Here is an 18,944-nt window from a genome sequence, read left to right on the forward strand (position 1 = left end):
ACACATGGGGTATTATAATTCAACTGAACCTAAAGGAAACAAAAAAGGCTACTTTGCTTCAAGCTTTACAGGGTTACTTGCAGGGGCGTTATTGGTAGGAGTCATTTTGCCGAGTGTGACTGATGGAGAAGTGGCAGGGACTGAACCGACGTCCACCAGTCAGGAGGTCAGTGGCTTGCAAACAACATCTTCAGTTGTCACTTCAGATGTAACGAAGGTTGTTGAGAATACAACAGATGCAGTGGTCGGGGTTTCCAATTTACAAGTAGCACAACAAGATCCTTTCGCTGCACAAACTAGTGAAAAAGAGCAATCGCAAGAAGCGGGTGTCGGATCTGGCGTCATTTATAAAAAAGATGGCGACACTGCATATGTTGTGACGAATAACCATGTAGTAGAAGGCGCGGAAAAAGTGAAGGTCACGTTATCAGATGGGACAGAACTTGATGCAGAAGTACTGGGAACAGATGTCTGGACTGATTTGGCGGTGTTGAAAGTTCCAGCTGCGAGTATCAAAACGGTAGCAGAATTTGGAGATTCATCGGTATTACAAGCAGGTGAGCCAGTTATCGCTATTGGTAATCCATTAGGCCTGCAGTTTTCAGGATCAGTAACGACGGGTGTCATTTCAGGAACAGAGCGCTTAGTGCCAATTGATATAAACCAAGACGGCACAGAAGACTGGCAGTCAGAAGTTCTTCAGACCGATGCTGCTATTAGTCCCGGAAATAGCGGGGGCGCGTTGATTAATGCACAAGGGCAAGTAATTGGCATCAACTCCATGAAAATCGCTCAAAGTGCTGTAGAAGGAATTGGCCTGGCGATACCGATCAATACAGCCATTCCAATTATCTCAGATCTGGAAACGCAAGGAACGGTAAGCCGACCATCAATGGGAGTAGCGATTTTGGACTTAGCAGAAGTCCCTGCACAATATCGCGGCAGTCAATTGAACTTGCCAGCTGAAGTTGAAGGGGGCATCGTCGTTCAATCGGTAGTTGAAGGTTCAGGAGCGGCAACAGCAGGGCTAGAAGCATATGATGTCATTGTTGAACTAGACGGCAAACCAGTGAATTCTGTATTGGAACTTCGTCAATACTTGTACAACGAAACGAAAGTCGGAGAGACGCTGAAAGTGAAAGCTTATCGAAACGGAGAGTTTCAAAATTTTGAGCTGACATTAATGGAAAATAGCTAAAACACGAAGAAAAAGGGGAGCTCTCAAAAGTCATGAACAATGACTTTTGAGGGCACCCCCTTTTTATTATGGATAAGTTGAATTGCCTGATAGAAAAATTAGTTAGAAACGCCAAACCAATCTGTTCCAATTCCGAAGCCGATCAGGATGAGAACTAGTATAACAAAGATGATAATACCGAGTTGCAATGGCTTGTAACCGGTAACTTTCGGTTCCTGTAATCCTTGTTTATCTTCAGGTGGACGGCGTTTTGCTTCTTCTTCGGTCTCTTTCATGTATTTCTTTTTGTCGTCGTTGCTCATTTGAATGCCTCCTCGAAGGTGCTAGTAGTTTTCTTTACCCTGTTAAGAAGAAGTTCAATCCATGAACTTTTCTTCTGACCGCAGCTCACGTTGAGTGAGTTTCTGAGCCAGTTCACGACCGAAAAGCTGTGAAGATTGCGGATCGCGACCTGTTAGAATTTGTTTGCTCCCCCAGACCACATAGGCGTCGTGATTGCTCTCTTCGTGGTAATTGCCAATCTTCTTTAATTCATCTTCAAGGCTAAAAGGTAATAGTTCGACAACCTCTTTTGGCTCTTTGTTATTTGGGTAGCCGGTTACTTTCAACCCTTCTAAAAGATGGTGACCGTCCCTAGTTTTTGTATAAACCAGTGGTGCCGGTCCGTGACAAACAGCGGATACAATACCGCCCAATTCATAAACGACATTAATCACAGCGTGTAAGTCTTCGTTGTGTGCTAAGTCAAACATTGCCCCATGTCCGCCAACGATCATAATGGCGTCGTAGTCGCTAGCTTTAACATCAACTATCGGTGTCGTCTTATCTGCCATACCTGATTCGTATTGCTTTTTGTAGATACCATCTGGATCGTAATCTTTACTTATACTGATTGGATCTACAGTAGGTTTACCGCCATCAATAGAAGCAAGTCCGACAGTATGTCCTTCTTTTTCAAGCTCTAGTGCAGGAGCAAAAAGTTCTTCTGCCCACCATCCTGTTACGTAATTATGTTCTTCGTTTATATAGCCATTTGACAGTACTGCCAATACTTTCGCCATTCTTTTTTCCTCCTGTTTGGAAAAGTCTTTGTTCTTTCATTTACCCTGTAAAGAAATCCTGAAACGTAGTGGATACAGAGTGTTTGGATTTGGGTTCGGAGATATGCTAGGATTATTACATGAAACGAGAGAAGAGGTAGATCACTTGAGAGAGTTAAACCAAAAAACCCAAGTGACTTTGCTTGAAGCTATGCTCGATGGCAGCAAAGTTGGGACAATTGTGACTGATCCGTCACAGCAGGACAATCCAATCATTTATACAAATAGAACCTTTATCGAAATGACCGGATATACGCAACAAGAAGTAATTGGGGAAAACTGTCGTTTCTTGCAGGGACCTGAAACAACAAAAGAAGATACTGAAAAAATGAAAAAAGCTATCGCCAATAATGAAAAAGTGATTGTGACTTTATTAAATTATCGCAAAGACGGTTCTCCATTCTGGAACCGACTAGTAATTGAGCCTGTCTGGATAGACGAGAAGCTTTATTTTATCGGCACGCAAACGGACATTACGTTAGAGCGTGCTCAACAACAGGCGATTATGGCGAACGAAGACGAGATTGAAAAATTAATGCTCCCTATTTTATCCGTACAGGAAAATGTTGCGACCGTTGCACTTGTCGGAACTATGGACATTCAGCGCTTTGAAATGTTGAAAGTGAAAATTTGCGAATATGTTCAACAGCATCGTATTGAACATGCAATTATCGACATCACCGGTCTGACTTGGAACGAAAAATCACCGCTTTATTGGTTTTCACAAATTTACGAAGCACTTCGAATTATGGGAAGTAAACTTTATGTAACGGGTATTTCTGCGGTTGCTGCTCAGCAGTTTGTTAGTAATTTAGATCGTGACAGTCGCTTAGTTACATTTTCAACAATTGAAAAAGCATTGAATTTTATTGCACAAGAAGAAAGTGGGAAAAGTCGCTTGAGACAAAATAAATAATGACGACAGTTGCTAAAAACAGCCCCGGCATACGCCGGGGCTGTTGTATTTTACGAACTAATATAATCTCCACCATTAATATGAATTGCTTGTCCTGTTACGTAGGTAGAGTCTTTAGAAGCTAGATATACGTAAGCTGGCGCCAATTCAGAAGGTTGCCCACGTCGCTCCATTAATGTGTCGTTCCCTTGGTTTTTGACTTTTTCTGCATCAAAAGTTGAGGGGATAAGAGGTGTCCAAATAGGACCAGGTGCAACTGAATTTACGCGGATGCCTTGTTCTGCAATGTTAGCAGACAACGAGCGAGTAAAGCTTGTGATTGCTCCTTTGGTTGACGAATAATCAATTAGTCCAGGAGCACCGCGGTAAGCAGTTACGGATGAAGTATTGATGATACTGTCTCCTTTTTGAAGATGTGGGAGAGCAGCTTGAGTTAGATAGAACATACTAAAAATATTAGTAGAGAAAGTTTCCATTAATTGATCAGGGCTAATCGCTAGAAAATCATCTTGTGGAAACTGTTTACCAGCATTGTTCACTAACACATTCAATTGACCGAATTCAGAAATAACGTCTACTATAAGCTGATTGCAATTTTCAACGTCACTGACATCGGTGGCAAATTTAATTGCCTTTGCTCCGTAAGACTCAATCGCTGCTATTGTTTTTTCTGCATCTTCGTGTTCGTCGAGATAGGCGATAGCGATGCTGGCACCTTCTTTAGCATAGGCCACTGCTACTGCACGACCAATCCCACTGTCTCCGCCTGTAATAAGTGCGACTTTTCCTTCAAGTTTTCCAGAACCTCTATAGTCTTTGTCATCATAAATCGGTTCAGGGTTCATTTGCTTCTCGGACCCCGGCTGTGTAGATTGTTCTTGAGGTTCAACTTGTTCATCTATTTTTTCGAATTCATCTCTCGCCATTGTAAATCCTCCTCTAGTTTAAGTAGTACTAGTTGCATTATTCCCGTTGGTAATCCACTTAAACACTGGAGAGCAGAACTAGATTAATCGAGTTCAAAAAAGGCAGTGCCCGTTTAGAGAGGGCACTGCCGATGTTTAAGCGATCGTTATTCTGCGGCAATGACGCCACAGGCAATGCGGTCTCCAGAGTCACCAGAAGGATCGGTTTTTTGATCATCTTCTCCTGCGTGAATAACAAGCGCAGTTCCGCCTTCTTTGAGTAGTGAATCCTCTTCGCCAATTTCAAGCGTCACATTTTCGGCAACAAATTCTTGTGAGACGCTGCCGTCTTCGCCTACTTCAAGGTTCGGCAAGTCACCGGCATGCGGACCGTCAGCGTTGTCCATACCATGCATCGTACTTTCTGGATTAAAGTGATCACCAGCTGATTTGAAGTCAGGAACTTCACACATACCTTCTTGGTGGAAGTGAATACCATGCATGCCTTGTTCTAAATTTTCTGCTTGAAGTGCGACCGCGACACCGCTGTCTTCTTCAGTCAATTCAGCAGTGCCTATTGCATCACCGTCACTGTTCATTAATTCGACGGTTACCATCAGGATTTCGCCATCGTTATTAGTAGCTGCTCCTTCAGTTGAATCTTCACTGCTGTTGCTGTCATCGTTCGTTTCTTCTGTTGCGCCATCAGATTCCGTAGGCGGATCTTCTGTCGTGTCATTGCCACAAGCTGCTAAAAGGACTAAAAAGCTTACGATTAAACCGAACAACAACCAACGCTTCATCTGAATTCCTCCTTTAAGATCGTATTACCTTTCCTTACACGTAAAAGGTCGAGAGTAAACGCAATTTTTCAAAACAGCTTCTTTTGTAGGAGAAGAAATTCCAATAAAGGGAAGCTCATTTTCTGTAAGAGGAATAGATAAAAAAATGCTCCACTTCTGACTAATCACGAAAGTCAGAAGTGGAACACTTAAAGCAGTAGTGAAAGAAATCGCACTTACCGATAAAAATTCAGGTGAAATCAGTCGGTTTTCTAGTTTTTCTTTTGCGAAAAACTAGTGCAAAACCAAAAAGGGTGGATACTAAACTTACAGCTGCAGCTGACTTAAAAAAGGGCGGTCGATAAGCAAGCGAAATGTCGTTATCGCCTGCCTCTAGTGGAATTGCCATAAAGGCAAAGTCGGCTTTTGCTACCTGTACTTTTTTGCCATTTACGTGTGCTTGCCAGCCGCGTTCATACGGAATGGATAGCTTTAAGAAGTCATCGTTGTCTTTATTGGCATAATCCAAGCGAACCTGACTGCCATCAATTGATAAATTGCTAGACAAGTCTGGTTGCGCAGCTTGTTTGCGCAAAGATTCATAGGAAGCAGAATAAACTTGGATATCGGTTATGTCATAGCTTCCTTTTGGAAGACGAATTTCAATGGATTCATCAGCAGGTATGCGAATTGTTAAGTCGTCTACAAATGTTTTGTAAATAGACTGATTGGACTTTCTTGTTGTTTGGTAATCATTCACTTCAAGTAGGAAGCCTTGATCGGCTGCCTTTGTTTCTAAATGGAAAGAAACAAATAAGTCATCAGTGGATAGCGGTAGGTTTTCTACGGTTAAGTTCAAGCCGCCTGTTCTCTCTACGACTGTTAGGACATTGTCATGATAAGTAGCCCCAATTGTAGCTTGGTCAAAGGCAAGGATGTTTTCATTCGACTCTGGCAAAGAATCCGTATCTTGACTGCGATCTAGTACAACCCCAGTCAGCATCGCTTGTTCACGCATTAGCGGAGATAGCTTAGCCAATTGCTGTTCTTCGTAAACCGTGGAAGTCGACCGTGCAAACGGCAAAACGTAGTCGTTTTCATAGACGATATACTTTTCGGAAGAATGGATCTCATTAAAGCCATAAGGAATATTGGTGTCTCCACGCGAGCGAATCACGTATTTGCCCTGTAGCATGCTGTACAAGTTGGCACGGTTGCCGAGTGTGGCGTAACGACTAACACTTTCACGTCCCATATCAATTTCAAGATCATACAAATAAAAATACAATAAGTTTTTGTTTAAAATACTAGAATACGCACTTAGTCCTTGGAAGTCTTGAACGATTGGCGTGTTATTGCGGACCCCTTCCATCCAATCAATTCGATAAAGTTCGTCGCTTTCTTTTGTGTGAATAAACTCAATGAGTGTATTGATTTCAGGGTCATCATAGTCGACTCCCGTTATCAATTCTTCGCTAACTTGTGAGATATCACCTTCATCCAGAATTTTTTCGGTTTGGTAAAGGTTAGCAAACAGCAAAGTCCAAACTAAAACGGATGCCATTAACAGCCATTTAACTATATCTTTATTGAAATTTACGTATAGAGCTAGCAGCAACAATGTCATGATGAGCGCGCGAATCGCAAGTGTTGAGAACTCTGAGTCCATTTCAAAATACTCGTCGTTTCGAACGTAATAAACAAAACTTAAAATCGTTAGTATCGCTGGAAGTAGAAAACGCCATCGTGTAAACTTATGCAATTGATCAAATGCGACCGCAACGGCTCCGCCCATAACTAAGGATAAAAAATACTCCCAACGGTATTGCGGAGCAGAAAAGCCGTTAAAGGCACTGCCAATCATCGGACTATTGTGCATAATTATCGCGACGATTCCAAGTAGTGCAAACAACCGGAATGTTTTATGGTTATACAGAAACCAGCAAAACAATACGAGGACGAAAAATGCAGGCAAGACAATAATTGAGCTACTGAACAAAATATTATCAAGTAGTTCATTTTTCCAAAGAATTTCTTGCTTAAAATCGGGTCTATGGTTGTTTAAATAGGCATAGACAGCAGGCACAAAAGAAACTGCACTGATACCTGCACCAATCAGTCCGGCGATCAAAAAGCTCATTATACTTTTCTTTTTGGTTTGTTCATTCGTAGAGAGTGGGATAAACAGACGGAACAGAATATAAAGTGCAGTTAACAAAAAATTGATATAAGCAAAATAGAAATTGTCAATCATTGATACGGCGATAGCTACTAAAAACCAACCAGGCTTTTGTTCGCGGAAGATTTTTTCGACACCAAACAATAGCAGTGGAAGCCATAAATAGGCATCTGCGAAAAATTCCCAATACGTAGCGTGGCGGAAATACATTCCTGATAAACCATAAAGACAAGCACCTATAAAAGCAGCAGATTTTGAAATGTTCATATACATAAATAATCGAGTAGTGATAAATAGCACAGTGGCCAGACGAATAATGCTGATAAAAACAGCAGCATTTGCCCAAAACAAGACGTCAGTTGTCTGGATAATATTCGCAAATTTTAAAAGGGCAACGATCATTACTGAAACTAGAAACACAATAGATGTAGAAAAATAATAAGACAGTTCGCTGAATGTGCCAGCTCCTAATCCAAAATCAAACGAGTAGAAAAACTCTCCCCGTGTATATTGTTCAAATAGAAGATCCTTAAAAGGGAGCATTTGAGAGAGTCCATCGTTAATACCTACCATGAAATGCCCATTTGCCCATTGGCGGAGAAAAACAGTATGACCGATTGCTGACAGCAGCAAGCTGAAAAACAATAGAACAAGAGCAGGGCGCAGTTTTTGCATAGAGTCACCGTCTTTTTTTCTTATTTTGGAGAAGGCGTATCTTTAAGAATTTTACTCGATACGACAAATGTTATGGGAACTGTAAACAATACGGCTGCAAAAGGAGCGATATTGCTATTGAGGTGAAGAAATTCTACGAAAATAAAAATTAATACAGTAGAAACCGACATGTTAACGACTTGAGTTAATGGAAAGTATAAGTATTTCTTAAGTGTAGGCTTTATGCGATACGTGACATAGCAGTTTAAGAAAAAAGAGATGTTCAAACTGATTAAGAATCCGACAAGATGTGCCAGAAGGTAAGGCAAATTGAAAACATTGTGAAGCAACAAGTAAATCGAGTAATAACTCAAGGTATTAAGGACCCCAACAAAGACGAAGCGAGTAAATTCAGTATTCAGCGCTTTAGGATTCATTGTATTCATCCGCATTGCTAACATCTACAAGAAAGTGTGGGCGTTGTTTGGTTTCATTGTAAATACGTCCAATATATTCACCGATAACTCCGAGACTGATCAATTGAATGCCTCCTAGTAACAAGATTGCTGTAATTGTCGTAAAGTACCCGGGAGCTCCAATACCTTCTTGCATAATATTGTATAACGTAAAAAAGATATAAATGAGCGACAGGAACAAAACCAAAAAGCCTGAGTAAAAACAAACGCGTAAAGGCTTCATATTAAATGAAATGATGCCGTCGATGCCGTAATTGACGAGACTAGCAAATGACCATTTGGAGTCGCCGTCAGTGCGCAACACATTTTCGTAGTTGATGGTCTTTTTGCTGAGCCCAATCCAAGAAAACAAACCTTTGGAGAATCGATTACTTTCGCTCAACGTTAAAATGGCATTAATGGCTTTGCGACTCAGAAGCCTGAAGTCTCCTTCCCCGTCTTGCAAATCAACATCGGTAATCGAGTTGATCAGCTTATAGTAAAGTGAAGAGAATAGCGAACGAACTTTAGAATCGCCCGTGCGTGAACGTTTCGCCACAACTTGGTTAAAACCTTCCTCGTAGCCGGTAACCATTTCCCCAATCAAAGTGGGAGGGTGTTGTAAATCACTATCCATAACGATGGCGGCGTCGCCTTTAATGCGCTTCAAGCCGGCGAGCATAGCAGACTCTTTTCCGAAGTTACGTGTCAATGAAATGTATTTTACATTCTCATGCACTTCGGCTAATTTTAAAATCTCTTGGAGTGTGGAATCGCTGCTGCCGTCATTGATGAACATAATCTCATAACGATATGGAAGCGCCTCAAGTTCCTGCGCCAACTTGGCATACATGGAAGCGATATTGGCTTCTTCATTAAAAGCCGGAATGACAATCGAGATAAGCTTCATTATTGGTTGCTCCTTTCAAACTGCTTTTGAACATAATTTTTTAGCTTGTATTGGCTACCTTAATTAAGAACTATGCCTGAAAATGAAACTTCTTAGCGTTAGATACGTATTAGTATACGTCAGGTGTTTTAAGAAAGCATTTGTCTGAAAATTCAGCGTGAACTTACAACCTGTAAAACTTCAGAACGTGAAATTTGAAAAGATGATGCCTGAATTTTCGGGTTTTCTGGTAGGTTCTATTCGTTGAATTTTACATGGCGGACCAATACCATTAAAATAGAATACATACTGATGAATGGAGAGTGTTAAGAATGGCGATCAATCTCGTAAAAGGTCAAAAAATCGATTTAACAAAAGGACGTTCATCGCTTTCAAGCATAATGGTTGGATTAGGATGGGATCCTGTCGCAACTAAAAAAAGCGGAGGCTTTTTAAGCGGCCTATTAGGTGGCGGCGGTGGCGGTGCTGAAGTGGACTGTGACGCATCTGTCTTATTGCTAGACGAAAATGGCAAGCTGACAGCCAAAGAAAACTTAATTTATTTTGGTAACAAGAAAAGCAAAGATGGCAGCGTAGTTCATTCGGGCGATAACTTAACTGGAGAAGGCGAAGGCGACGATGAAGTTATCAATATCGACTTGAAACGTATTTCACCTTCTGTTCATCGCTTAGTATTTGTTGTGAATATCTATAACGCTAAACAGAAGAAACAAGATTTCGGCATGATTGAAAATGCCTTTATTCGCTTAGTCGACAATCAGTCGAAAGAAGAATTGGTTCACTACAACCTTACCGATAATTATGCAGGTAAAATGTCGTTAATTACAGGCGAACTTTACCGTCAAGGTGCAGATTGGAAGTTTTCAGCTATTGGTGAAGGCGCAATCGAACCTGATATCGGATCAATCGCAAACAAATATTCTTAAGGAGTGTTGAGAAAATGGCAATTAACTTATCAAAAGGTCAAAAAGTAGATTTAACAAAAAGCAATCCGGGCTTATCTAAAGTAATCGTAGGCTTAGGTTGGGACACAAACAAATATGATGGCGGACAAGATTTTGACTTGGATTCTTCCGTCTTCCTCTTAAACAGCGAAGGCAAAACGGCTTCAGAAGCTGATTTTATCTTCTATAATAATACAACGGGTGCTGCTGGCGCTGTAGAGCATACGGGTGACAACAAAACGGGCGAAGGCGACGGAGATGACGAGCAAGTAAACTTTAATTTGTCAGCTATTCCAGCTTCAATTGAGAAAGCAACTTTTGCCATCACGATTCACGATGCAGAATCACGCAGTCAAAACTTTGGCCAAGTGAGCAACTCATATGTACGCATCATCAATGGAGACACAAATGAAGAGTTGATCCGTTACGATTTAGGTGAAGACTTTTCAATTGAAACTGCAGTCGTTGTCGGGGAACTTTACCGTCACGGAGGCGAATGGAAATTTAACGCCATTGGCAGCGGTTATCAAGGCGGCTTAGAGTCTCTTGTGAAGGACTTTGGCTTAAACAGCTGAGTTAACGATGGAAAAGCAAGGAGACTATCTCCTTGCTTTTTGTCCATTCATATACGAAATGATAATTTGAACGGGCTGTAGCTAGCAGCATGCCGGGAGGGATCACGCATGAGACATTTTAACGGATTGACCGATTCTGATTTAAAGACTTTTTTTAAACATTCCCCGGCAGAATTTAACCGTGATACGGAACGGGAAACCTTAAGCTTGGCGTTGGGTGCAGCGCTTTATACGCCGGGTTCTAGAGTGGATTTTGCTCAGAAAATTTTAACTGGTGATTATAATAACGGCGTATTTGCTGGTCTTACAACACTAATCGTCTGTTTGGAAGATGCAGTAGCTGATACGGAACTAAAACAGGCAGAAAAAAATACAGTGGGCGAGTTCAAAAAACTGGAACAAGCGAATGCAGAGCAACTCATAGCTGGACCAGCTTTGTTTTTGCGAGTTCGCACACCCGAACAATTAGACCAATTAGTAAAAAATGCAGGAACGGCATTGAGTGTGTTGACAGGAATCGTTTTTCCGAAATGCTCACCTGTAACGTTGCCATCATTTTTTGAAGCGCTCGACCGTGCTAGTGAAGTGGCTGGTAGAATGCTGTATGCATTGCCTTTGCTCGAAACGAAAGAAGTGCTGTACAGTGAATCTCGTGAACAAACTTTGTCAGAACTATACAGTATTATGCAATCACAAGCAGAGCGGATTTTGACGGTTCGCGTGGGAGCTACTGATTTTTCTAGCCTTTACGGCTTACGTCGGCCCGCGGAACGGACAATTTACGATGTTCATGTTATTCGAGACTGTTTGATGGCTATCTTGAACCGTTTTGGGCGTGCAGAAGACGGATTTACGGTTTCTGGACCTGTCTACGAACATTTTTCAAGTGGGGAGCGGCTATGGCTTTCTTCTAAACCGGAAGAAACCTTATGGGAAGAAGTTCAACTGGATATTCTAAATGGCTTTAAAGGAAAAACCTGTATTCATCCGTCGCAAATTTCAATCGTCAATGCAGGTCATATCGTCACACTTGAAGCTTACGAAGACGCTAAACTAATTCTAAACGAAAGCAGCAAAAGAAATGGTGTCTTGCAAAGTGCTAAACGCAATAAAATGAACGAAGTAAAGCCGCATTTGAGTTGGGCGAAAAAAATTGCCGCTCAAGCGGAAGTCTACGGGGTGCTCAATGAAAACTATCAACCAATCGACGTCCTCAATCATATCCGGGCCAGTCAAGTATCAAATCAATACTAAATTATGGGATAACCTAAACATGAATATCTCAGTTACCTATGCTTATCAAGGTTTATCAGCGGAATCGCTGTTTTCTGTCGCTTTGCGTGTGAATAAAAACCGTCAATTTTTGTTTGTCAGCAAACTAATTGCTAAACATCTAGCTGTTCATCCTTCTTTAGCTCTTGGAACAGGTACTTTATTGGCTTCTTTGCTGATGGAAGAAGTTGGGGTTGGAGGATATCCAGAGACGCCTGCTCTTGTCAAAATGATTGAAACGGGCGTAGTAAATCGTGACATAACCCTACAGTCGCTTGAATTTAAAAAAACGATGCCCCAAAAAACAGTGTTTATTGGCATGGCAGAAACAGCAACAGGTCTTGGCCATTCGGTTTTCCAACATTTTGAGGAATCTGCTTATATTCACACAACACGTGAAGAGATTACCGGCATTACCCCATCTTTTGTCTTTGAAGAAGAACATTCCCACGCAACGTCCCATAAAGTATATGCGCCTTCAGGTATGCTTGAACAAGCAGAGACGATCGTGTTAATCGATGACGAGATTTCTACGGGTAACACCTTGTTAAACTTGGTGTGTGCATTAGATGATCAATTTCCCGGAAAGAATTACGTGTCTTTATCCATCCTTGACTGGAGAAGTGATAGTCAAAAGGAAAAAATAGAGAAAATAATGGCTGAGCGGCAGATTGATTTGAAGGTTTTATCATTAATGACGGGCCAATTTGAATTGTTGCACAGCACAGCACCTACTGAACCTGAAATGAGTTTGTTGAGTGGTGTGGGACACAGAACTCCACATACCGAACTGGGCAGTGAAAAATTAACAATCGGCTCAAAAACGGGACAACGATATATTTCGCAAACAGGGCGTTTTGGCCTTACAAGTGAGCAACACGATGAAATAGGTAGCTGGGCAAAAACTGCGGTTGAAAAACTTGTGAGTGTAAGCGATAAGGCATTAGTTATTGGAGTAGGAGAGAATATGTACTTACCTTTGCGTTTTGCCTTAGCACTAGAAGGAAACGCACTCGTCCAAACGACGACACGCAGTCCAATTTTTGCTTCGCCAATGGCCGATTATCCGATTAAGGAAAAAGTTAAGTTTGAGCTACCAGATGCATTCGGAGTTAGCCAATTTATCTATAATTTAAATGAAGTGGAAATCGACCGAATTTACTTGATAGCTGAATCCGTCATTGCACTATCCGATTGGCAGCCGCTTCTCACATACTTGGAGAAAAAAGCGCCAGTAGAATGGATTTCTCTAACAACTACTAAAAGGAGTGAAGAAATCGAATGATAGCTACCGGTTTAGTGAAAACGAGTTATCCGAAAGAAGACATCACCTTCCTATTAAAAGATGTAAGCAACGAATTTACTGAAAGTACGTTGGAAGAGCGTGAAAAAGCGGTTCAGACCGGGGCACACTATGCAGAACGACTGCCAATGGAATATCGTCCTTCTGATGAATATACCAATCTTTATCACGAAACAGTAGGTAAGACGAAAGAGCAATTAGGCTATTTGGTTGGACTCGTAACGCGTCGTATTTTCATGAATGCGGGAACAGATGACATTGTGCTCGTATCTTTAGCACGTGCTGGCAGTCCAATCGGTATTCTGATTCGTCGATACGCCGAGCAGGTAATGAAGATGGAGTGGCCGCATTACAGTGTTTCTATTTTACGCGATAAAGGAATTGATGAGAAAGCAATCGATTCAATTCGCGCTGCACATCCGACAAGCCGTATTCAGTTTGTCGATGGCTGGACCGGCAAAGGGGCTATTCAAAAAGAGTTGACTAAAGCAGTTAATAGTCTCAATAAAGAAAAAAACATGAATTTATATGATGACATGGCAGTGCTAGCCGATCCAGGTGCATGCGCAGTATTGTTCGGTACGCGTGAAGATTTCCTTATTCCAAGTGCTTGTCTAAATGCGACCGTATCAGGACTGGTAAGCCGCACAATCCTTAACAAACAGTATATTGGTGAAAATGATTTCCACGGTGCCAAGTTTTACGGGGAATTGCTTGATGAAGATTTATCGAATGACTTTATTGATCAAATTACTGCTTGCTTTTCGGAAACGCAAGAGCAAGTTAAACAAGAGGCTGTTTCAACTCCTGTAATAGTAGAAAGAACTTGGCAGGGCATGGAGGAAGTGGAAGCAATTGGTCAGCAGATGTATAGTGAAACCGACTTTCATTTGATTAAGCCAGGTGTTGGTGAGACAACGCGCGTACTGCTTCGCAGGAGCCCTTGGAAAGTTTTGGTTAATAGTCTAGATAACCCGGATGTCCATCATATTTTGATGCTGGCGGAAGAGAAAAAGGTGCCGGTAGAAGTTGTTCCCGACTTGTTTTACCGAGCGATTGGCTTGATTCGCTCAGGTAAAGAAATATGACGGTACTGTTCGCTAGTGATTTAGATCAGACGTTAATTTATTCCCGCAATTCGATGGGGATGGAAGTAACGGAAGAAGAGTTAGTTGAAGTAGAGCGCTACGAGGGAAAACCACTGTCGTTTATGACGAAAAAAAGTCAATCAGCGCTTTGGCATATTTCTGCTTCGGCATTCTTTTTGCCCGTGACTACACGGACACAAGCTCAATACGAGCGAGTGACGGGTATTTTTAACGGACAGCAAGCACCGCGGTTTGCGATTGTATCTAATGGCGCCGTCATTTTGGAAAACGGCAAACCAATCAAAGAGTGGTCTGAAGAAATTCGCCAGCAGTGTATCAGTCGGAAAACCATTATTTCAGAATTGCTACCGGAAATTGAACGTCATTTTTCGGAGGACTGGGTACTAAAAGTTAAAGAAGCGGAAGAGTGGTTTGTTTATCTGATTGTCGATCGTGCACGTTTTCCAACAGACAAGCTGGATTTCTACACAACCGTATTTAAAGAGCTTGGATGGGGAATGTCCCTGCAAGGTAGGAAGCTTTATTTTATGCCAGAAAGCATTACGAAAGCAGCTGCCGCGATGTACATTAAGGAACGTATAGGTGCCAGTTACGTTCTGGCAGCTGGAGATTCGCTACTCGATCTGGATTTACTAGAAAGTGCCGATTATGGCATGGTGGCATCTCACGGCGAAGCAGTAAAAAGTAGAGTTTCGATGTCCGGACATATTCATAAGACCGATACACATGGCATTAAAGTTGGAGAGGAAATCTTGGCTCGTGTTGCTGAGATTTCATTGCAGCGTCAGTAAGCAACAAAGCAAGGAGAGATTCCAATGGTTCAATTGAATCCAATCCCCGCTAAAACCTGGGATCCAGAAAAAATCGGGGAGTGGCTGAAAAAACCGATTGTGGATCACAGCGAAACCAAAATTGAAGAAGACCGCATTACGTATCCACAGCTACTCGGACAAGTTACAGGGATGACACTTGATGCCGATGACTATTTCGCGTCTATTTATGACGTCATCGAAGCATCAGATGGACGGATAATTCGACTTTCTGATCGAATGAACAAACATATTGAGCAGGATCGTCTTCGAACACTTCAAGATTTGTTCGAAATGAATAAAAAAGAAAATGGGTTGTCACCCAATCGAATGGTAGCGTTTCTTGATGGCAAAGGACTGCTACCTAGATTAAAAGACGCGGATTTGAACAGACGTCTACGACTTGTATTGATTGATATTTTGAAAGCTTTTCAAACGCAATCCGGAGGAAATACAACACATTCCTCTTTTCGTCGCGTAACGACTGACTTAGTTAAATGGATGTTTAATCACATAGCACCAGAAATTGAAAAGCTAGAGTTGGAAAAAGGTTTGCCTGGCTTTTTATGGTATGGCAGCGTTTCAGAAAGTGAAACTTGGTTTTTGAAGCTTTCAGCAGCGTTTGGCTTCCACGTCGTTGTCTATGATCCTAAAGGAGAGCGTTGGTTTGAAAAAGCAGTTGGAGCTGAAGGGCTTCATAGCCACAGTTTTCAAGTGAACGCCGAAGCACTTCTTCCTTTTCCAGATGAAAAGCCGAAACGTGTGGGAACGGTCGCATATCGTGCAACTCAAGAAGTAGATCGTCTTTTGCATCACGATGATTCCGGACTTTATAAGCCCTTCCAATTTAAATCGTATTTGACTCGCTCGGTTCGACTTAAAACGACGATGGACGAAGCTTTCATGCTTGCTAAAGAACGTGCAATGGTGCGGCCGTCTTTTTCTGTAGCAAGTGGAAGTGTCAACATTCCTGTCGTTTTTTCTAAGCTGATGGGTATTGAAAAGGACCGCAAACGCTTTTGGGACAATGTTCATAAATTGACTGAGCGGGAAGACACAAAACTAGTTCGAAGCTTTCCTTTTGTGGAAGAACGAAAAGGCAATCAGCAATTCCATTACCGTGCTGCTCTCGGAAAAAACGGACTGTTGGATCCGGAAAAAATGAAAGCTGCGCATTGGTGGAAATACAATAAATTGCCAGATGGTGTTCAGACAGCAATTGCAGCAGCAATCGCGAGACATGCGGAAAAGCCAATTCTTGTGCCTCAACATGGCGAATCGTTTGAAGAATTGCAGCTTTATGCTTTTTCGCAATCGATGTCGCTGCCAGATTCAGTAATTCAGTTGATTCAATTATTCGATTATCCGCAGTTCGTACCCACAATGCTCTTTTATAACGAAGAAAAAGACGGTGAGTTGAGCCGTGCCGATGCCAATGCGATTGCGTTGATTCATATATTTGGACTCGATGTCATTATCATCAATCCACAGGGGCATCAAGATGTTGAACGCTGGATCGATTCCGAATCATTCGATACACACTGGCTTGATGAACGAAGCTTTAACGAGCCTTACCGAGAGCCTTCTGTCGTGAAAAAAATATTAAAAAAATGGCTATAGCCAAAAAGGAGTGAAAACCGATGACCAATATGCCAGAACAAATTGAACAACAGGAATTAGTAATGAAAGATGAAAACCAATTAAAGGTTCAACTAAAAAAAGATCCCGAAGTTCTTCAGTTGGCTGCGAAAATCGATCCCAAAAACCAAATCGCTTTACTGGAATTTGGTCGTGAACCAGCGAATGAAATTTCAGCTTTTACTGGAAAAGTATTGAATTCTGTTCAAGCAAATAGCATGGAAGAGTCTAGTGAATTGTTGAAGCAACTCGGAAAAATCATGGATAAATTCGATAAAAAGGATTTTGTCGAAAAGAAAGGTTTCATGAGCAAGATTTTCAATAAAGGAAATAAAGTGATTGAACAATTGTTTAACAAGTATCAGACGATGGGATCTGAAATCGATAAAGTATACGTTGAAATTACAAAGTATGAAGGCGAAATGAAAAAGTCAACGACGACTTTAGAAGAACTATACAATCAAAACTTTAATTACTTTATGGAACTGGAAAAATATATCGCAGCAGGTGACATTAAAGTGGAGGAATTGAGAGCTCAAGAGCCAGCAGTCCGTGCAAAAGCGGAATCTGGTGATCAAATGGCTTTGATGGAATTAAACTCCTTGCAAAATGCGATTGAACTTCTAGAACAGCGTGTTTACGACCTGGAAATGGCGAAACAAGTTTCTTACCAGTCAGCACCTCAGATCCGTATGCTCCAGCGTGGTAATACGAAACTAATTGGGAAAATCAACTCGGCTTTCGTGACAACCATTCCGATTTTTAAAACTGGTTTAATTAATGCGATCGCGGCAAAACGTCAAAACCTAGTTGCTGAATCGATGAGTGAATTAGATCGCCGTACGAACGAAATGCTACTCAACAACGCGAATGATATTTCACGTCAAAGTGTAGACATTGCAAGAATGTCCGGTCAACCGAGCATCAAGATTGAAACCATTGAGCAGACATGGGAGACTATTATGCAAGGGATGAATGACACGCGCGAGATTGAGCAAGAAAATCGCAAAATGCGTGAAGAAGGACGTCTCCGCATCGAAGAATTACAGAAGAAGTATGAAGATACTCAACGTAAAGCTAACTAATCGAGGAGGAAAATTACAATGTCAGCAATCAACCTTTCAAAAGGACAGAAGATCGACTTGACTAAAACAAATCCGGGACTCACGAAAGTGGTCGTTGGTTTAGGCTGGGATACGAACAAATATAGCGGCGGAGGAGACTTCGATTTAGATGCATCCATTTTCCTTGTAGGTGAAAATGGCAAATCACGTGGACCGGAAGATTTTGTTTTTTACAACAATCTTGAAGGCGGCAACGGTTCGGTTGTCCACACGGGAGATAACTTAACTGGAGAAGGCGACGGCGATGATGAGCAAGTAATCGTTGATTTGCCGAACGTTCCTGCAGACATCCATAAAGTAGTGTTTACCGTAACCATCCATGAAGCAGATAGCCGTAGCCAAAACTTTGGTCAGGTTTCCAATGCTTTTATCCGTATTATGAATGAAAGCTCGAACGAAGAATTAATCCGTTATGATCTTGGAGAAGATTTTTCGATTGAAACGGCGTTAGTAGTTGGAGAATTGTATCGCCACGGCAACGAATGGAAATTTAACGCAATTGGCAGTGGCTATCAAGGCGGCCTTGCGGCATTAGTAAATGATTTTGGGTTAAATTAATTGAAAATGGGGCTGTCCCAAAAGTCATGAAAAAATGACTTTTCGGGGCAGCCCCATTTAACATTTATGAGAAAAGGCTGATGTCCATTTCGACGGACGCTTTCCGCGGGCACGGCCTCAGCCGGCTACACCGTCTTCACCACGCGTCGCTCCCACTGGAATCGCTGTCTCCGTTCCCATCAGCCATTCGAAACCTAAATCAGGATACAAAAAACCGTTCATTTCTTTAAAGTGAAAATTTCCATACTATCGTTACAGAAAGGCCGATTTTATGTAAAATCCGAAGCAGACTTCCCCGTATGAAGGATTACTAACGGCTTTTTTTGACAGCCATGGCCAAGATTCTATCTGTCGAGTCCATTACATCAAATAAATCCTCTAAATTGAGCTTTCCACAAAACTCTTAGTGAAAAATTTGTTTGCCTTATAAACAGCAGGTAAGCAGCGAGGTCGATTTACAATATCCTTTTTACTCTGTACATGCTTAACGTAGGTTTTTATGTTCATCATCAA

Annotated in this window: 18 protein-coding genes; 11 read left to right on the plus strand and 7 right to left on the minus strand. The window is 41.7% G+C overall.

What is annotated here, in order from left to right:
* The first annotated feature begins 4 nt into the window (after positions 1 to 4).
* The gene (locus tag QMF37_RS00670; RefSeq protein WP_283475971.1) at positions 5 to 1,198 is read left to right on the plus strand and encodes a S1C family serine protease; all 1,194 of its coding nucleotides are present in this window, start codon (positions 5 to 7) and stop codon (positions 1,196 to 1,198) included.
* Between the two features lie 98 nt (positions 1,199 to 1,296).
* On the opposite strand, the gene QMF37_RS00675 is transcribed toward QMF37_RS00670, so the two are convergent.
* Together QMF37_RS00675 and QMF37_RS00680 are read right to left on the minus strand one after the other, a co-directional pair.
* Complete coding sequence (locus QMF37_RS00675; RefSeq protein ID WP_058384264.1) at positions 1,297 to 1,500, minus strand: hypothetical protein; 204 nt, start codon at positions 1,498 to 1,500, stop codon at positions 1,297 to 1,299.
* Positions 1,501 to 1,554: 54 nt separating this feature from the next.
* Positions 1,555 to 2,259, minus strand: coding sequence for a type 1 glutamine amidotransferase domain-containing protein (locus tag QMF37_RS00680; RefSeq protein ID WP_071154125.1), 705 nt, complete (start codon positions 2,257 to 2,259; stop codon positions 1,555 to 1,557).
* A 145-nt stretch (positions 2,260 to 2,404) separates the two neighbouring features.
* Between QMF37_RS00680 and ytvA the strand changes: the two genes are divergently transcribed.
* A complete protein-coding gene (ytvA, locus tag QMF37_RS00685) occupies positions 2,405 to 3,214 on the plus strand; it encodes a YtvA family blue-light photoreceptor (protein WP_245830209.1) in 810 nt (269 codons plus the stop codon).
* Positions 3,215 to 3,264: 50 nt separating this feature from the next.
* Here the strand turns inward: ytvA and QMF37_RS00690 are convergent, their stop codons facing one another.
* From QMF37_RS00690 to QMF37_RS00710, 5 genes are all read right to left on the minus strand, one after another.
* On the minus strand, positions 3,265 to 4,140 hold the full coding sequence (locus tag QMF37_RS00690; protein ID WP_078080724.1) for an SDR family oxidoreductase: 876 nt from the start codon (positions 4,138 to 4,140) through the stop codon (positions 3,265 to 3,267).
* A gap of 146 nt (positions 4,141 to 4,286) precedes the next feature.
* Positions 4,287 to 4,922, minus strand: a complete 636-nt coding sequence (locus QMF37_RS00695) for a superoxide dismutase family protein (protein WP_071154126.1) — start codon at positions 4,920 to 4,922, stop codon at positions 4,287 to 4,289.
* Between the two features lie 229 nt (positions 4,923 to 5,151).
* Complete coding sequence (locus tag QMF37_RS00700; RefSeq protein ID WP_071154127.1) at positions 5,152 to 7,755, minus strand: YfhO family protein; 2,604 nt, start codon at positions 7,753 to 7,755, stop codon at positions 5,152 to 5,154.
* A gap of 20 nt (positions 7,756 to 7,775) precedes the next feature.
* Complete coding sequence (locus tag QMF37_RS00705; protein ID WP_058384270.1) at positions 7,776 to 8,171, minus strand: GtrA family protein; 396 nt, start codon at positions 8,169 to 8,171, stop codon at positions 7,776 to 7,778.
* Positions 8,161 to 9,099, minus strand: a complete 939-nt coding sequence (locus QMF37_RS00710; protein WP_071154128.1) for a glycosyltransferase family 2 protein — start codon at positions 9,097 to 9,099, stop codon at positions 8,161 to 8,163. Before QMF37_RS00710 ends, QMF37_RS00705 begins: the two co-directional genes overlap by 11 nt.
* A 311-nt stretch (positions 9,100 to 9,410) precedes the next feature.
* Between QMF37_RS00710 and QMF37_RS00715 the strand changes: the two genes are divergently transcribed.
* The 9 genes from QMF37_RS00715 (at position 9,411) to QMF37_RS00755 (ending at position 18,431) form a co-directional block, all read left to right on the plus strand.
* Entirely contained in the window at positions 9,411 to 10,025 is a 615-nt protein-coding gene (locus QMF37_RS00715) for a TerD family protein (RefSeq protein WP_058384272.1), read from the plus strand.
* 14 nt (positions 10,026 to 10,039) lie between these two features.
* Positions 10,040 to 10,618 carry a TerD family protein gene (locus QMF37_RS00720; protein WP_283475979.1) on the plus strand — a complete coding sequence of 193 codons (579 nt, stop codon included), beginning with the start codon at positions 10,040 to 10,042 and terminating at the stop codon, positions 10,616 to 10,618.
* Positions 10,619 to 10,726: 108 nt separating this feature from the next.
* Entirely contained in the window at positions 10,727 to 11,872 is a 1,146-nt protein-coding gene (locus QMF37_RS00725) for an HpcH/HpaI aldolase/citrate lyase family protein (protein ID WP_071154129.1), read from the plus strand.
* A 19-nt stretch (positions 11,873 to 11,891) separates the two neighbouring features.
* Positions 11,892 to 13,175, plus strand: coding sequence for a phosphoribosyltransferase domain-containing protein (locus tag QMF37_RS00730; RefSeq protein ID WP_245830207.1), 1,284 nt, complete (start codon positions 11,892 to 11,894; stop codon positions 13,173 to 13,175).
* Positions 13,172 to 14,281, plus strand: coding sequence for a cysteine protease StiP family protein (locus tag QMF37_RS00735; RefSeq protein WP_071154130.1), 1,110 nt, complete (start codon positions 13,172 to 13,174; stop codon positions 14,279 to 14,281). Before QMF37_RS00730 ends, QMF37_RS00735 begins: the two co-directional genes overlap by 4 nt.
* Positions 14,278 to 15,093, plus strand: coding sequence for an HAD family hydrolase (locus QMF37_RS00740; RefSeq protein WP_283475982.1), 816 nt, complete (start codon positions 14,278 to 14,280; stop codon positions 15,091 to 15,093). The genes QMF37_RS00735 and QMF37_RS00740 overlap by 4 nt, the downstream gene beginning before the upstream one ends.
* A 24-nt stretch (positions 15,094 to 15,117) precedes the next feature.
* Positions 15,118 to 16,731, plus strand: a complete 1,614-nt coding sequence (locus tag QMF37_RS00745) for a YceG family protein (protein ID WP_071154131.1) — start codon at positions 15,118 to 15,120, stop codon at positions 16,729 to 16,731.
* A gap of 20 nt (positions 16,732 to 16,751) precedes the next feature.
* Positions 16,752 to 17,834, plus strand: a complete 1,083-nt coding sequence (locus tag QMF37_RS00750) for a toxic anion resistance protein (protein WP_058384279.1) — start codon at positions 16,752 to 16,754, stop codon at positions 17,832 to 17,834.
* 18 nt (positions 17,835 to 17,852) lie between these two features.
* On the plus strand, positions 17,853 to 18,431 hold the full coding sequence (locus tag QMF37_RS00755) for a TerD family protein (RefSeq protein ID WP_058384280.1): 579 nt from the start codon (positions 17,853 to 17,855) through the stop codon (positions 18,429 to 18,431).
* Positions 18,432 to 18,944: the final 513 nt, after the last annotated feature.

The organism is Planococcus sp. S3-L1, assembly GCF_030063085.1.
Lineage (GTDB): Bacteria > Bacillota > Bacilli > Bacillales_A > Planococcaceae > Planococcus > Planococcus kocurii.

Excerpts from the sequence above, each read along its gene's own strand:
- QMF37_RS00670 (WP_283475971.1), top strand. The coding sequence starts at position 5 with ATGGGGTATTATAATTCAACTGAACCTAAAGGAAACAAAAAAGGCTAC.
- QMF37_RS00675 (WP_058384264.1), bottom strand. The coding sequence starts at position 1,500 with ATGAGCAACGACGACAAAAAGAAATACATGAAAGAGACCGAAGAAGAA.
- QMF37_RS00680 (WP_071154125.1), bottom strand. The coding sequence starts at position 2,259 with ATGGCGAAAGTATTGGCAGTACTGTCAAATGGCTATATAAACGAAGAA.
- QMF37_RS00690 (WP_078080724.1), bottom strand. The coding sequence starts at position 4,140 with ATGGCGAGAGATGAATTCGAAAAAATAGATGAACAAGTTGAACCTCAA.
- QMF37_RS00695 (WP_071154126.1), bottom strand. The coding sequence starts at position 4,922 with ATGAAGCGTTGGTTGTTGTTCGGTTTAATCGTAAGCTTTTTAGTCCTT.
- QMF37_RS00700 (WP_071154127.1), bottom strand. The coding sequence starts at position 7,755 with ATGCAAAAACTGCGCCCTGCTCTTGTTCTATTGTTTTTCAGCTTGCTG.
- QMF37_RS00705 (WP_058384270.1), bottom strand. The coding sequence starts at position 8,171 with ATGAATCCTAAAGCGCTGAATACTGAATTTACTCGCTTCGTCTTTGTT.
- QMF37_RS00710 (WP_071154128.1), bottom strand. The coding sequence starts at position 9,099 with ATGAAGCTTATCTCGATTGTCATTCCGGCTTTTAATGAAGAAGCCAAT.
- QMF37_RS00715 (WP_058384272.1), top strand. The coding sequence starts at position 9,411 with ATGGCGATCAATCTCGTAAAAGGTCAAAAAATCGATTTAACAAAAGGA.
- QMF37_RS00720 (WP_283475979.1), top strand. The coding sequence starts at position 10,040 with ATGGCAATTAACTTATCAAAAGGTCAAAAAGTAGATTTAACAAAAAGC.
- QMF37_RS00725 (WP_071154129.1), top strand. The coding sequence starts at position 10,727 with ATGAGACATTTTAACGGATTGACCGATTCTGATTTAAAGACTTTTTTT.
- QMF37_RS00730 (WP_245830207.1), top strand. The coding sequence starts at position 11,892 with ATGAATATCTCAGTTACCTATGCTTATCAAGGTTTATCAGCGGAATCG.
- QMF37_RS00735 (WP_071154130.1), top strand. The coding sequence starts at position 13,172 with ATGATAGCTACCGGTTTAGTGAAAACGAGTTATCCGAAAGAAGACATC.
- QMF37_RS00740 (WP_283475982.1), top strand. The coding sequence starts at position 14,278 with ATGACGGTACTGTTCGCTAGTGATTTAGATCAGACGTTAATTTATTCC.
- QMF37_RS00745 (WP_071154131.1), top strand. The coding sequence starts at position 15,118 with ATGGTTCAATTGAATCCAATCCCCGCTAAAACCTGGGATCCAGAAAAA.
- QMF37_RS00750 (WP_058384279.1), top strand. The coding sequence starts at position 16,752 with ATGACCAATATGCCAGAACAAATTGAACAACAGGAATTAGTAATGAAA.
- QMF37_RS00755 (WP_058384280.1), top strand. The coding sequence starts at position 17,853 with ATGTCAGCAATCAACCTTTCAAAAGGACAGAAGATCGACTTGACTAAA.